We start from the raw sequence: 13,757 nt of genomic DNA, 5'->3' as shown, positions 1-13,757 counted from the left end.
GAAGCGATCAATCCATAACCTAACAAATAAAACGAATGAACAACCAGAGACTCAGACTGGGCATGATTGGCGGGGGACAGGGAGCGTTTATTGGCGCCGTTCACCGCATCGCGGCCCGCTTGGACGGGGAATATGAACTTGTGTGCGGTGCTTTCAGCAGCAACCCGGAAAAGTCAAAAGCCAGCGGCGAACTGCTGGGCATCTCCCCAGAGAGAGTATATGGATCATATCAGGAGCTTTACGAAAAAGAGCAACAGCTCCCCGAAGACCAGCGCGTGCAGGTCATCAGCATTGTGACCCCCAACCACGTGCACTTTGAGCCCACCAAACTGGCACTGGAAAGCGGTTTCCATGTGATTCTGGACAAGCCCATGACGTTCTCACTAGAGGAGGCGCTGCAACTACGGGAAGTAGTTGAAAGAACCGGCAACCTCTTCTGCCTCACGCACACCTACACCGGTTACCCGATGGTGAAAGAAGCCCGGCAACTGGTGGCCTCGGGTAAACTGGGCAAGATTCGGAAAGTGTACGTGGAGTATCCGCAGGGCTGGCTGAGCACCTTTGAGGAAGGAGGCGACAACAAGCAGGCTTCCTGGCGCACAGATCCCAAACAGAGCGGCATCGCCGGCGCCATGGGTGACATCGGTACGCACGCCTTCAACTTGGCCGAGTACGTGTCTGGCCTGGAAGTAACCCAGCTCTGTGCCGATATCAACGTGGTGGTGGAAGGCCGCCAACTAGATGATGACGGTGCGGCGCTCCTGAAATTCAACAACGGCGCCAGCGGCGTGCTGTTTGCCACGCAGATTGCGGCCGGTGAGGAAAACAATGTCAGAATACGCGTGTACGGCGAGAAAGGCGGCCTTGACTGGCAGCAGGACATTGCCAACACCCTGCTGGTGAAATGGCTGGACCGCCCTGCCGAGATTTACCGCACCGGTGGTGGGCACGTAGGTTCTTACGCCCAGCACAACACCCGTACTCCGGGCGGTCACCCAGAAGGTTACCTGGAGGCATTTGCTAACCTGTACCGCAACTTCGCGCTGTGCGTGAAAGCCCGCCTGAACGGCGAAGAAGCGCCAGCCGAGGCACTGGATTTCCCGGGCATTGAGGAAGGCGTGCGCGGCATGGCCTTTATTGAGCAGGTGATTGCCTCGGGCCAATCAGAAAATAAATGGATTGAATTCACCATCTAACTAGACGATGACTACTATACAAGGACCCGCTATTTTCCTGGCGCAGTTTCTAGGAGATAATCCCCCGTTCAACGATTTAGAATCCATCTGTAAATGGGCCAAAAGCCTGGGCTTTGAAGGCGTTCAGATTCCAACCTGGGCCACCAGCTACTTTGATTTGCAGAAAGCCGCCGAAAGCAAAACCTACGCCGAAGAAATCAAAGGCATGGTAGAAAGCCACGGCCTGAAAATCACCGAACTTTCCACACACTTACAGGGGCAATTGGTAGCCGTAAACCCGGCCTATGACCAGTTGTTTGACGGGTTCGCGCCTGAAGCGTACCGCAACAACCCCAAAGCCCGCACCGAGTGGGCAGTGCAGCAGCTAACCTACGCCGCGCAAGCCTCCCGTAACCTGGGTCTCAACGCGAGCGCCTCGTTCAGTGGTGCTTTGCTATGGCATACTGTTTATCCGTGGCCACAACGCCCCGCTGGTTTGGTAGAAGCTGGTTTCACCGAGCTTGCCAAGCGTTGGACACCCATCCTGGATATCTACGACGAGAATGGCGTAGACCTTTGCTATGAGATCCATCCGGGCGAGGACCTGCACGACGGCATTTCCTATGAGATGTTCCTGGAAAAGGTGAACAACCACCCACGGGCTTGCTTGCTGTATGACCCCTCGCACTTCGTGCTGCAGTGCCTGGATTACCTGGCCTACATTGACCACTACCATGAGCGTATCAAGATGTTCCATGTGAAGGACGCTGAGTTCAACCCAACCGGAAAGCAGGGCGTATACGGCGGTTACCAGAGCTGGATTGACCGCGCCGGACGCTTCCGCTCTTTGGGTGACGGTCAGGTAGATTTTAAGGGCATTTTTAGCAAACTAGCCGCGTACGACTTCAAAGGTTGGGCGGTAATGGAATGGGAATGTGCCATCAAGCACCCCGAAGACGGTGCCCGCGAGGGGGCCATTTTCATCAAGGACCACATCATTAGAGTAACCGAAAAAGCCTTTGATGATTTCGCAGCTACCGGTGTGAACGAAGCCTTGAACAAGCAGATTCTGGGCTTGTCCTAGATAGCAGTCGTCTTCCAAAAAGCAGTTTTCCTCTGGTGGTTTTCCGCTCTTTTATAGAAAAGAGGCTACTTTCGGGGAATACTGCTTTCTAGGAGACGCTGCTTACCGAGGCATCGGGAAAGATCAACCTACTTCATTGCACCCTTTTACAAACAAGCAAACCTTCTAACAAAATCTGTTTTATGCAAAATATCCAACGTTCAAAGCTCTTTTGGGCAAGCTGTTTGGCCCTATTGGTGACGTCCCTGTCCTTCGGGATTAGGGCCGGGATTCTGAGCCGACTTGGCGTAGAGTTTCAATTAAGTGCCTCTGAGTTGAGTACCATCACCGCAACGGCGTTCTGGGGTTTTCCTTTGGCCATTGTGGTAGGAGGGTTTGTGGTGGATGCCATCGGTATGAAACGTTTGTTGGTGGCGGCTTTTATCCTGCACTTGACTGGAATTCTGCTCACCATTTTCGCGCAGGGTTACTGGACCTTGTTCATTTCCACCTTGTGCGTTGGCTTAGCGAACGGAACGGTAGAAGCGGCTTGTAACCCATTGGTAGCTACACTATATCCCGAGAATAAAACGACTCGTCTGAACTACTTCCACTTGTGGTTCCCCGGTGGGGCGGTGATTGGTACCTTGCTTGTATTCTTATTTACCAACTTGGGTATTGGCTGGCAAATTCAGGTGGCTGTAATGCTGATCCCAACGGTGATTTATGGGTTCCTATTCTCCAAACTTGATTTCCCGGTGACCGAGCGTGTGGCTTCTGGTTACACCACTGCAGACATGTACAAAGCCGTATTGTCGCCGCTGTTTCTGTTCATGTTCATCTGTATGTTCGGGACCGCCATCACAGAGCTTTTCACCGGCCAATGGATTGACCTACTCCTGAAAAACGTAACCGACAACGCACTGCTGATTCTTACCCTTACGGCAGGTGTACAGGTTTTGGGTAGAGCCTTTGCCGAACCAGTGGTGCACAAGTTGAGTCCATCCGGGGTGTTGTGCATCTCGGCTATATTAGCAGCGCTGGGCCTTTATCTGTTAAGTACGTTAACTGGCAACTCCATCTTTTTTGCCGCCATTATTTTTGGTTTAGGGGTAACCTATTTCTGGCCAACCATGATTGGATTTGTGGCCGAAAATATCCCTAGGTCTGGTGCTTTAGGTCTAAACCTGATGGGCGGAGCCGGGATGTTCGCGGTTTCCATCTATACCATTTTCATGGGAAGTTTCTACGACAATATTTTGACCGAGCGCTTACCGGCCGGGGCAAACCTGGAGGAATATGGCAAGGCCGCCCCGGGTACCGATATGGCCAATGCCCTGAACAACGCCAAAAACCTGGCGGGTCCAGAGGTACTGCAAGCCACCTTGATTATTCCTATCATTCTGGCTTTCGCTTTCGGGGCATTGTTCCTGTACATGCGTTCCCGGAAAAACAAAAACGTACAAGACTCCAGGTATGCAGCGGTGTAGTACCCTCTGTCTAAACAATTTTGTATCAACCTTCCAAATCCTCTTAAGGCCAAACGGCAGGAGAGGTGTTAAAATCCAGAATGTATTTCGGGCCTGTTTTCTTTAAATCGGGCCTGAAACAGACGGTAGGTTCCCTAAGAAATAGCAGCGTACGCAGGGTATTCCGGCGTGCGCTGCTTCTCCGTTTACTTACCTACCCTTTTAGTTTTTTCAGAAATAGCTTATGAGAAGTAAAGTACTTTTTTCCCTTATCCTTTTATTTGTTTTCACCATCTCCTTAGGGCACAGCCAACAGGTGAGTTCCCTGCGGGGGAAAGTTCAGGACCGAAATGCAGCAGGAATCCCCGGGGCTAACGTCAGGTTATTGAATACAAACCAAAGCGCCGTCACCGATGCCCAGGGACAGTTCCTTTTCAACAATGTTCCCTCGGGGAATTACAGAATGCAGGTGAGCGCCGTGGGGTTCGCCACCTCAACCCAAACCGTGCGCCTACCCCAGAATGAAACCGATATAATCTTCCAACTAACTGAATCGGCGGCTCGCCTGGACGAAGTGGTGGTAAGTTCCCAGAAAGTAGAGGAAGACCTGCAACGGGTGCCCGCCAGCATTACCGCCCTCACCAGCAAACAGGTGCAGGAGTACCGCCTCTGGAACACCCGCGACATCTCCACCATTATCCCCAACCTTTATTCCTCTGATCCCGGCGACAACCGAAACCTGACCTCCATCAGGGGCATTGCCACCACGTCGTATGACCCGGCGGTGGCTACTTACATTGACGGGGTAAACCAATTCACCCTGGACACCTATCTGCCTGAACTGCTGGATGTAGAACGCATTGAAGTGCTGCGCGGCCCGCAGGGCACTTTGTACGGCCGCAACGCCATGGGCGGAGTCATCAACATCATTACCAGACAGCCAAGCAACACCCCGGGCGGTTTTGCCTCCCTTGACTTCGGAAACTACGGGCAGCAACGCTACAGCCTGGGATTCAGGGCTCCTTTGGTGCAGGACAAGCTGTTTCTGGGAGTATCTGGTATGTTTCGGAAACAAGACGGGTTCTATACCAACACCTATGACAACTCAGATTTTGACCGTCAGCGCGTATTCGCGGGTAATTACTACCTCAAATACCTGGTAAACCCCTCCTGGAGCCTTACGCTCAATGCCAAGCACAGCCAGAACCGAAACCATGGCGCTTTCCCGCTGGCCTCCAGCCTGGAAGAAGCCTTGGCGCATCCGTTTGAGGTAAACCAGAATGCCGTGGGCAAAATGATTGACAACACCTTCAATGGCTCCTTCATTGTGAACCATACCGGAAGCGGTTTCAACTTCACTTCCCAGACGGCTTATCAATCAAATTACCGCGTTTATGACCAACCCTTGGACGGTGATTTTTCCCCAATTGACGGGGTTTCCATTGTGAATGACTATGGGAATGAAAGGAAGAATTTAAAGTTCTTCAACCAAGAGATAAAATTTTTGGGCGGAGAATGGAACAAAGTGAAGGTGTTGACTCAGGAAATCAGGTTCTCCTCACCGGCTTCCTCCATTTCTAAACTGCAATGGGTTGCGGGCGCGTACGGGTTCTTCCATGATAATCCGGTGAAACAGGGTACGCACTTCGGGAAAGACGCGGAAATGATGGGCGCTCCTTTTCCTTTTTTCACCAGCATCAACATCAACGAAGGACAGAATTACGGAACCGCTTTCTTTGGGCAGGGAACGTACCGGGTGCTTCCTAACCTGGAATTTACCGCCGGTCTGCGCTATGACTACGAACACCGGAAACAAACCATCCGCGGTGAGTTTCAGCCTGACGGCGATGAGCTCATGGTCGTGCGTTCCGATACCTCCTCAAAAGCTAGTTTCAAGGCTTTCTCGCCCAAGGCCAGTTTGGCATACCACCTCACCGATGACGTGCATCTGTACGGATCCTACAGCCGCGGTTTCCGGACGGGCGGCATCACGCAGCTTTCCTCAGATCCGTCGCAGCCGCCTTTATTCGCCTATGACCCGGAATACAGCAACAATTATGAAATCGGGCTGAAAACGGCTTTTCTGCAAAACCGAGTAACGGCTAATGTGTCAGCGTTCTACACCCAGGTAACCGATGCCCAGGTGCCCACCCTGGTTTTGCCCGAGGCGCTCATCATCACCCGCAACGTGGGCGAATTGGAGAGCAAAGGAGTTGAATTGGAACTGAACGCCACCCCGTTGAAAGGTCTGGAGACCAGCTATAGCTTCGGTTACACAGATGCCAAGTACACCCGCTTAACGGGCACCAATGACGGCGAGGAAGTGAACCTGAACGGAAACAAGCAGATTTTTACCCCAAATATCACCTCCATGCTGGCCTTGCAATATGGCCATAGTCTGGGCAATTCTCAGAACCTGAGGCTGGTGCTGCGAGGCGAGTGGCGCTACCTGGGCAAGCAGTACTTTGACCTGGCCAACCAACTTTCACAAGACGGATTCAGCGTGTTCAACGCGCGGGCCGGCGTACAGACCAAACGGTTCGAGGCTTTCCTGTGGGGCAGAAACCTCACCGATGAAACCTACATTGACTATGCTTACAACTTCGGGGCAACTCGCTTAGGAAATCCTGCCACGTACGGCGTTTCTCTGCGGGCAAACTTCTAAGCAAGTCTGCAGATTATTAATAAAGGCACCTGCGGATGCGCTAATTTCTGATTCCACAGTTTCGGGGCTGTTTTAAGCAAAACAGCCCCGAAACAAACGAATGCTTCTCATAACAAAGACACCTTATGTTTGATTTAACGGGCAAAACAGTAGTAGTCACCGGTGGCGGAAGCGGCATTGGGAAAGCCATTTCTCTGGTCTTCGCGCGACAAGGAGCCCAGGTGCAGGTGCTGGAACTATCGACGGAAAATGCCCAGGAAACCATCTCGGAGATTGAGGCCGCCGGAGGTTCAGCCCAAAGCCACGCCTGTGATGTAAGAGACCAGGAGCAGGTAAAAGCGGTTTTCAAGGCCATTCCCCGGGTAGACATTCTGGTGAACAACGCCGGCATCGCCCACATCGGGAACGTGGAGAACACCACTGAGGAAGACTTGGACAAAATCTACCAGGTAAACGTGAAAGGTGCTTACAATTGCCTTCAAGCCGCTGTGGCCCAAATGAAGGAGCAGGGCGGCGGGGTTATCCTGAACATGGCCTCCATTGCTTCGCACGTAGGTTTGTCAGATCGGTTTGCCTACTCCATGAGCAAAGGAGCCATGTACGCCATGACCTTATCGGTGGCCAAGGATTATCTGCCTTACAACATCAGGTGTAACAGCGTATCGCCGGCGCGGGTGCATACGCCCTTCGTAGATGGGTTTATCTCCAAGAATTACCCGGGCCAGGAAACAGAGATGTTCGAGAAGCTGTCTAAAACCCAGCCCATCGGCCGGATGGCCAAACCTGAGGAAGTAGCCGCATTGGCGCTGTTCCTGTGCTCAGACGAAGCTGGGTTCATTACCGGCTGCGACTATCCCATTGATGGCGGCTTCATCAGGCTGAACAGTTAACCTGTTTTAGAGCCGTTTTCAGGAAAACAGGTCCTAAACGAAATAGAACTTACCCCTTTCCCATCTTAACTTGATCATAGTTTATGAAGTTATTCAGATTTGGAGAACCCGGACAGGAAAAACCAGGAGTTATCCTGAACGATGTCTCTTATGACGTTTCTGCCTTTGGTGAAGATTACAACGAGGGTTTCTTCCAGAACGATGGCCTGTCCCGATTACAGGCCTTTGTGCGGGAGAACGAAGGAAAACTGCCGCAGGTAACTGAAGGAGTTCGCCTTGGATCGGCCATTGCGCGTCCGTCCAAGATTGTCTGCATTGGGTTGAACTACGCCGACCACGCCCGCGAAACCAACGCCGCCATTCCCAAAGAACCCATCGTTTTCTTCAAGGCCACCACGGCCCTCTGCGGCCCCAACGACGATGTGGTCATCCCTAAAAATGCCGAAAAGCTGGACTGGGAGGTGGAACTGGGGGTGGTCATCGGCAAGAAAGCTAGCTATGTCTTTGAGGCCGATGCCTTGGATTACGTGGCGGGTTACGTGCTGCACAACGACTACAGTGAGCGCGCCTTCCAGTTGGAGCGCGGCGGCCAATGGGTGAAAGGCAAAAGCAACGATACCTTCGCCCCGGTAGGTCCCTTCCTGGCTACGCCAGATGAGTTAGGCGATATAGACAACCTGCGTCTGTGGCTCACCGTGAACGGCGAAACCATGCAGGACGGCTCCACTTCTAACCTGATCTTCAACATTCCGGTGTTGGTTTCTTACCTCAGCCAGTTCATGACCCTTCTGCCTGGTGATCTCATCTCCACCGGTACTCCGGCTGGGGTTGGCTTAGGCATGAACCCGCAGGTGTACCTGAAGCCCGGCGATGTGGTGGAACTGGGTATTGAGGGATTAGGCACCTCGCGGCAGACCGTCAGAGCCTATGCCCAGGATTGACGCCCACCAGCATATCTGGCAGTACGATCCCGCGCGGGACACCTGGATCACCGAGGACATGGCAGCCATCAGGCGTGATTTCCTGCCTCCGGATCTGCAGCCCATTCTAGAGAAGAACGGATTTACCGGGTGCGTGCTGGTGCAGGCCAAGGAAGATAATGATTTCCTGCTGGAGATCGCCGCGGCGCATGACTTCGTGAAAGGTGTGGTGGGCTGGGTGGAGTTCCAGGACGAGCAGGTAGGAGAGCAATTGGCGTACTTGAAGCAATACAAGAAACTTAAAGGTTTCCGGTATATTCTACAGAGTGCCCAAGACCGGGCCTTGATGCTGCAACCTGCTTTCAAGCGAGGCATTGCCCAATTGCGGGATTACAGCTATACCTTTGATATCTTAATTTTTCCTGATCAATTAGGGTACACCAAGGAGTTTGTGAGCGCTTTCCCGGATCAGCCTTTTGTGATCGATCACCTGGCCAAGCCCACTATCAAAGACGGTAAATGGGAAGAATGGGCAAAGCAGATCAAAGCCTTCGCCGGGCACGAAAACGTATCCTGCAAAATCTCCGGGATGGTCACCGAAGCCGATTGGCGGAACTGGAAAAAGGCTGATTTCAGGCCCTACCTGGATGCCGTGGTGGAGACCTTCGGCCCGAAAAGGATCATGTTCGGTTCTGATTGGCCGGTGTGCCTGGTGGCAGGTGCTTATGAGGAAGTGCTGGGCATTGTGGAAGACTATTTCTCAGGATTCAGTCCAGACGAGCAGGCGCTATTCTTCGGAGGGAACGCCACGCGGTTTTATCAACTCTAACCCTAAACGCCACGAAAGCGCTGGCCCATTTCAACATCTCCTATGGATTTACTTTTAGCAGGCAAAGTCTTCATCGTTTCAGGCGGAGCCAAGGGCATCGGCAAAGGAATTGTTACGGTACTCGCCCAGGAAAAAGCCATTCCGGTGATTCTGGGAAGAAGTGAGTCCGATAACCTGGGGGCCCTCCAGGAAATAGAGCAGCAGGGCGGACAAGCGTATCAGGTGGTAGCCGAACTGAGCAACCCCGAGGAATGCCAGCAAGCCATCAGCGCTGTGCTTCGTCAGTTTGGTAAAATAGATGGCTTGGTAAACAATGCCGGGGTGAACGATGGGGTTGGCTTGGAGAAAGGTGACTATGAATCGTTTGTGGCTTCGCTCCACAAGAATCTGGTTCATTACTATTTGCTCGCTCATCATGCCCTGCCAGCGCTGAAGGAATCAAAAGGCGCTATCCTGAACATCACCTCCAAAGTGGCCGAGACCGGGCAGGGCAACACATCGGCGTACGCGGCGGCTAACGGCGGGCGCAATGCCCTTACCCGTGAGTGGGCCGTGGAACTGCTTAAGTACGGCATCAGGGTGAACGCCATTGCCGTGGCCGAGAGCTGGACCCCGCAATACGAAAGCTGGATTCAGACCCTGCCTGATCCTGAGGAAAAGCTCAGGGAAATCACTTCCAGAATTCCCCTCGGCCAACGCATGACCACGCCGGAGGAAATCGCCCAAACAGCGGCCTTTCTGCTCTCTGAGAAATCGAGCCACACCACTGGACAAATCATCCACGTAGACGGCGGCTATGTGCACCTGGATCGGGCCCTTTAAACAAGAACTCGCAGGCAAAATAGTGGGTCTTAGCTGAAAAGTACCTGTGCTGTTTTGGCCCCTTTTTCCTGAAATTGACGCTAAATCATCCCTTAGGTGGTTTTCCTAATTCTCAAGCTATGAAAACGTTTTTACTCCTTTTTCTTTTAAGTCTGATGTCTTTAACCCAAGCCTCTGCCCAGTCACCGATTCGGTTGGCGATAGCGGGTTTGAGCCACGGGCACGTAGACTGGGTTTTTAACCGGCCGGGCAAGCAGGACATCCTGGTGGTGGGCATTTACGAACCGAACCCGGTTTTGGTGGAGCGGTACACCAAACGCTACAAGCTGAGCCCGAAACTTTTTTATAATGACCTTGCCAAAATGCTGGACAAGGTAAAACCACAGGCGGTGTCGGCGTTTGGGGCCACGAACGAGCACATATCCGTGGTGCGGGCGTGTGCCCCCCGGAAAATCCACGTGATGGTAGAGAAACCGCTCGCCACCACGCTGGCAGATGCAAAGGAAATCCAGGCCTTGGCCCAAAAGCACGCCATTCACGTGCTCACCAACTTCGAAACCTCCTGGTACGCCAGCAACCAGCACGTAGCTGGTCTGTATAACGAAGGAAAACTGGGCGAAATCCGGAAAGTGATGGTAAACGATGGGCACCAGGGACCCAAGGAAATAGGGGTAAGCCCGGAATTCCTGGAAATCCTGACGGATCCGGTGAAGAACGGGGCGGGAGCCCTGACCGATTTCGGCTGCTACGGCGCTAACCTGATGAGCTGGCTCATGAAGGGCGAACGGCCGCTCTCGGTAACGGCGGTCACCCGGCAGAACAAGCCCGAAATCTACAAAAACGTAGACGACGAAGCCTCTATCATTCTGCAGTACCCCAAAGCCCAGTGCATCATCCAGGGTTCCTGGAACTGGACCTTCCCGCGCAAAGACATGGAGGTGTTCGGTACCAAAGGGTACGCCGTCGCGGTAGATGCCACTACCGTGCGGCAGCGGCTAAATGATAGTTCACCCGAAGAATCTTTGAAATTGGACCCTCGGCCGGAGCCCTTTCTGGATCCTTTCTCGGTGCTGGCCTCGGTGGTAACCGGTAAACTGACCTTGGACCAAAATGATCTGTACGGTCTGCCCCTCAACGTGAAGGTGGTGGAAATTCTGGAGGCCGCCAAAGAATCGGCGAAGTCAAATAAGACCGTTTTCCTCAAATAAGGCCTAAAACGTTATCTGCCTCCGTTTTCCTGTGGGACCTAAATCCAAAGTAAAATGCCCAAGACCACTTCCGGATCTTGGGCATTTTCAATCACCTGGAAACCGGGTTAATTCCTCACCCGGTTCTGTTCGCTTTCAGAACCGCCGGTTTCGCGTTGACGCTGATTCTGGGCCGTTTTCCCGAAACGGTACGAAAACGAGAGGGTGACCACCCGTGAATCGCCGGCGTTACGCCACCAGGCCTCGGTGTTGACGAGGTTGTTGATGACTCCGTTGGTGATTCTGGTGTAGAAAATATCGGCGACGTTCAGGCGCAGGGTGGCTTTTTCCTGCATGAAGCGTTTCTGTACGCCAGCATTCGCCTGCCAATAGCCTCCTACTTTGAACTGAGTGTAGATGAGGTCGGTGCGGTACTGGCCGCTCACCTCCGCGCTCCAGCCTTTCTTCAAGGTGATCTGGTTGTTGAGCGACGCATAGAAGAAATTGCCGCTGGTTTTCAGATAGGTGTCATACAATTTGCTGTCGAAGCGATTGTGACTGAGTTCGACGTATAGGTTGGCCCGGAGCCACTTCACCGGATTGTGCGTGGCATTAAGGGAAACCACGAAGGATTCGCCCAACCTGAGGTTACCAGGACGGCTGTAGTAGCGGTTCACCAACTGGCCATCGTCTTCACGCTCTTTTACAATCTCAATTGTCTCGTTGATAAGATCGGTGGAGCGGCTGTAGCGCGCCGAGGCTGTCACCAGGTTGTGCGTGTACGATACCTCTAGGTTATGAGAAATGGTAGGCTGCAGGAACGGATTCCCCGAGTAGTAAGTGAGCTTGTCCAGCGGCGACAGGAAGGGGTTCAGGTCCTGGAAAACCGGACGGTCAATGCGTTTGCCGTACGAGAAAGTGACGCTCTTGGCCCCGGCAGTATCCAATTTGTACTGCAGGTACAGCGTGGGAAACAGGTGCGTGTAATTTCTAGAAAAGGACGAGTCTTTCTTCTCGGCGTTGCCCAGTTGGTGTCCCTTAGAAACAGTGTTCTCCAGCCGTAGCCCGGCCTGCAGCGCCCACTGTTTGAAGTCTTTGTTCAAGTTTAGGTACCCGGCGTTGATGTTCTCGCGGTACTTGAAATGGTTGCTCAAATTGAAATCAGGGGAGGTGGTACCACCCACGGTGGCGAGATAGTCGGCTTTGTTGTCTGTTTTGATGTAGCTGGCCTTAGCGCCCATTTCTACGTTCACCCCGTTTTTCAATGGATGGCGGTAATCAGATTTGGCGGTGTAGATGTCAATGCGCGCAGGCAGAGAACCGTCTAATTGGTCTTGCCCGGTGAGCTCGCCGCCCGACCCGTAAAGGAAGTTTTTGTAGAGTTGGTCGGCATCGGTTTTATACACCAAGTAGTCCACGTCGGCGGCCAGTGAGCGGCCGGTCTTCCCGAACTCGTGCCGAAGGTTCAGGTTCACGCTTCCGTTCTGGAATTCGTTTTGGCTCACGTTGTCGGCTACGATAGTGGAGGTGAGCTGTCCGTTGGCATCCCGCAGGCGGCTGGTATTGTCTGTGTCGTTGTCGGAGGGACGGGTGAGGCCGTTCACCACAAACCCCAGCGTGGTGGACGGAGTGGCGTAGAAATCAAGGCCTATTTTGGCAGAATACGATTCAAACCCGCGCAGCAGGTAAGAGTACTGGCTGAACATGGATTCCAGTTGGTTTCCCTCGGTTTTGTACCGGCGCTCAATGTTCAGGTCAGTGAAGTTGTTTTGGGCCGTTTGCGACAAAGTAGCGAATACATTCAGTTTGTTTTTGCGGTAGTTCAGGTTGAGGCTGTTGCTGGTCTTGCCCATCTTGCCCCGGCCGTAACTCAGGTTCAGGTTGCCGTTGAACGCCTCCACCGCCAATTTCTTCGTTCTGATGTTGATGACCCCGGCATTGCCGGCCGACTCGTACTTAGCCGGTGGGTTGGTCATGATCTCAATCTTGTCAAGCGTTTCGGAGGGAAGGGAGCGGAGGTAGTTTTCCAGATCTGTTCCGGCCAAATACGTGGGGCGGTCATCAATGAACACCACCACGCCCGCTTTTCCTTTCAGACTGATGGATCCGTTTTCGCCCACCAGCACGCCCGGCGATTTCTCCAGCACTTCCAGCGCGCTGGTACCGGCGTTGGAAAGGAGCGCATCCACGTTCACCACGGTGCGGTCAATTTTCTGTTCCACAAACAGCTTCTGGCTAGCCACGGTCACTTCCTGCAGCACCTGCCCACCGTTCTGCTCCAGTGTAATGGTGGGCAAACTGAGCTGTTGATTAGCAGCATCCAGGGTAAGGGGGGCGCTCTGGTAAAGTTTGTAGCCCATGGCATTCACCACCACCAGGTAGTTGTTGAATGTAAGGTTCTCCAGCTCAAACTTGCCCGTGGCATCTGTAATGCTGATTTTCACCAGCGAGCTGTCCTGCGCTTTCAGGAGAGAAACGGTGGCAGCCTCCAGAGGTTTGTTGCTTTGGTCTTGGACAGCCCCGGTGATCTTTCCGGTTTGCTGCGCCCAGGCCAACGGAGAAAGTAACAGGAGAAGAAAGGGGAGAAAGAGTTTTTTCATGGGTTTTATCAGGTAGAAAAGATTGGCGATTTGGGCGGAACCTGCACCATCGGCTGGAATTTTAAGGCACAGCGAGGGCTTGCACTCCTGATCCAGGGGGCGAAAGGGACTTGCAAAAACTAAAATGAAGGGAAGAG

10 protein-coding genes are annotated in these 13,757 nt (G+C 53.0%); 9 read left to right on the top strand and 1 reads right to left on the bottom strand.

Features of this window, described 5'->3' with window-relative positions; translation table 11 throughout:
* Nucleotides 1-35 precede the first annotated feature (35 nt).
* The 9 genes from EFB08_RS00600 to EFB08_RS00560 all read left to right on the top strand — a co-directional run bounded on the left by EFB08_RS00600 (nucleotide 36) and on the right by EFB08_RS00560 (nucleotide 11,041).
* On the top strand, nucleotides 36-1,196 hold the full coding sequence (locus EFB08_RS00600) for a Gfo/Idh/MocA family protein (protein ID WP_123124976.1): 1,161 nt from the start codon (nucleotides 36-38) through the stop codon (nucleotides 1,194-1,196).
* A 7-nt stretch (nucleotides 1,197-1,203) separates the two neighbouring features.
* A complete protein-coding gene (locus tag EFB08_RS00595) occupies nucleotides 1,204-2,259 on the top strand; it encodes a sugar phosphate isomerase/epimerase family protein (protein ID WP_123124975.1) in 1,056 nt (351 codons plus the stop codon).
* Between the two features lie 182 nt (nucleotides 2,260-2,441).
* Nucleotides 2,442-3,728, top strand: a complete 1,287-nt coding sequence (locus EFB08_RS00590) for an MFS transporter (RefSeq protein WP_123124974.1) — start codon at nucleotides 2,442-2,444, stop codon at nucleotides 3,726-3,728.
* Between the two features lie 223 nt (nucleotides 3,729-3,951).
* Nucleotides 3,952-6,372, top strand: a complete 2,421-nt coding sequence (locus tag EFB08_RS00585; RefSeq protein ID WP_123124973.1) for a TonB-dependent receptor — start codon at nucleotides 3,952-3,954, stop codon at nucleotides 6,370-6,372.
* 125 nt (nucleotides 6,373-6,497) lie between these two features.
* Nucleotides 6,498-7,262, top strand: coding sequence for an SDR family NAD(P)-dependent oxidoreductase (locus EFB08_RS00580; RefSeq protein ID WP_123124972.1), 765 nt, complete (start codon nucleotides 6,498-6,500; stop codon nucleotides 7,260-7,262).
* An 83-nt stretch (nucleotides 7,263-7,345) separates the two neighbouring features.
* Complete coding sequence (locus tag EFB08_RS00575) at nucleotides 7,346-8,203, top strand: fumarylacetoacetate hydrolase family protein (RefSeq protein WP_123124971.1); 858 nt, start codon at nucleotides 7,346-7,348, stop codon at nucleotides 8,201-8,203.
* Nucleotides 8,190-9,011 (top strand): amidohydrolase family protein, encoded by an 822-nt coding sequence (locus EFB08_RS00570; RefSeq protein ID WP_123124970.1) that lies wholly within the window; start codon nucleotides 8,190-8,192, stop codon nucleotides 9,009-9,011. The genes EFB08_RS00575 and EFB08_RS00570 overlap by 14 nt, the downstream gene beginning before the upstream one ends.
* 42 nt (nucleotides 9,012-9,053) lie before the next feature.
* Nucleotides 9,054-9,833 carry an L-fucose dehydrogenase gene (locus tag EFB08_RS00565; RefSeq protein WP_123124969.1) on the top strand — a complete coding sequence of 260 codons (780 nt, stop codon included), beginning with the start codon at nucleotides 9,054-9,056 and terminating at the stop codon, nucleotides 9,831-9,833.
* 155 nt (nucleotides 9,834-9,988) lie between these two features.
* On the top strand, nucleotides 9,989-11,041 hold the full coding sequence (locus EFB08_RS00560) for a Gfo/Idh/MocA family protein (protein WP_394342935.1): 1,053 nt from the start codon (nucleotides 9,989-9,991) through the stop codon (nucleotides 11,039-11,041).
* A gap of 107 nt (nucleotides 11,042-11,148) precedes the next feature.
* Here the strand turns inward: EFB08_RS00560 and EFB08_RS00555 are convergent, their stop codons facing one another.
* Complete coding sequence (locus EFB08_RS00555) at nucleotides 11,149-13,620, bottom strand: outer membrane beta-barrel protein (RefSeq protein ID WP_123124967.1); 2,472 nt, start codon at nucleotides 13,618-13,620, stop codon at nucleotides 11,149-11,151.
* Between the last annotated feature and the right edge of the window lie 137 nt (nucleotides 13,621-13,757).

Source organism: Rufibacter latericius (assembly GCF_003721515.1).
GTDB lineage: Bacteria > Bacteroidota > Bacteroidia > Cytophagales > Hymenobacteraceae > Nibribacter > Nibribacter latericius.
This window is presented reverse-complemented; position numbering and strand designations above follow the sequence as displayed.

Excerpts from the sequence above, each read along its gene's own strand:
- EFB08_RS00600 (WP_123124976.1), top strand. The coding sequence starts at position 36 with ATGAACAACCAGAGACTCAGACTGGGCATGATTGGCGGGGGACAGGGA.
- EFB08_RS00595 (WP_123124975.1), top strand. The coding sequence starts at position 1,204 with ATGACTACTATACAAGGACCCGCTATTTTCCTGGCGCAGTTTCTAGGA.
- EFB08_RS00590 (WP_123124974.1), top strand. The coding sequence starts at position 2,442 with ATGCAAAATATCCAACGTTCAAAGCTCTTTTGGGCAAGCTGTTTGGCC.
- EFB08_RS00585 (WP_123124973.1), top strand. The coding sequence starts at position 3,952 with ATGAGAAGTAAAGTACTTTTTTCCCTTATCCTTTTATTTGTTTTCACC.
- EFB08_RS00580 (WP_123124972.1), top strand. The coding sequence starts at position 6,498 with ATGTTTGATTTAACGGGCAAAACAGTAGTAGTCACCGGTGGCGGAAGC.
- EFB08_RS00575 (WP_123124971.1), top strand. The coding sequence starts at position 7,346 with ATGAAGTTATTCAGATTTGGAGAACCCGGACAGGAAAAACCAGGAGTT.
- EFB08_RS00570 (WP_123124970.1), top strand. The coding sequence starts at position 8,190 with ATGCCCAGGATTGACGCCCACCAGCATATCTGGCAGTACGATCCCGCG.
- EFB08_RS00565 (WP_123124969.1), top strand. The coding sequence starts at position 9,054 with ATGGATTTACTTTTAGCAGGCAAAGTCTTCATCGTTTCAGGCGGAGCC.
- EFB08_RS00560 (WP_394342935.1), top strand. The coding sequence starts at position 9,989 with ATGTCTTTAACCCAAGCCTCTGCCCAGTCACCGATTCGGTTGGCGATA.
- EFB08_RS00555 (WP_123124967.1), bottom strand. The coding sequence starts at position 13,620 with ATGAAAAAACTCTTTCTCCCCTTTCTTCTCCTGTTACTTTCTCCGTTG.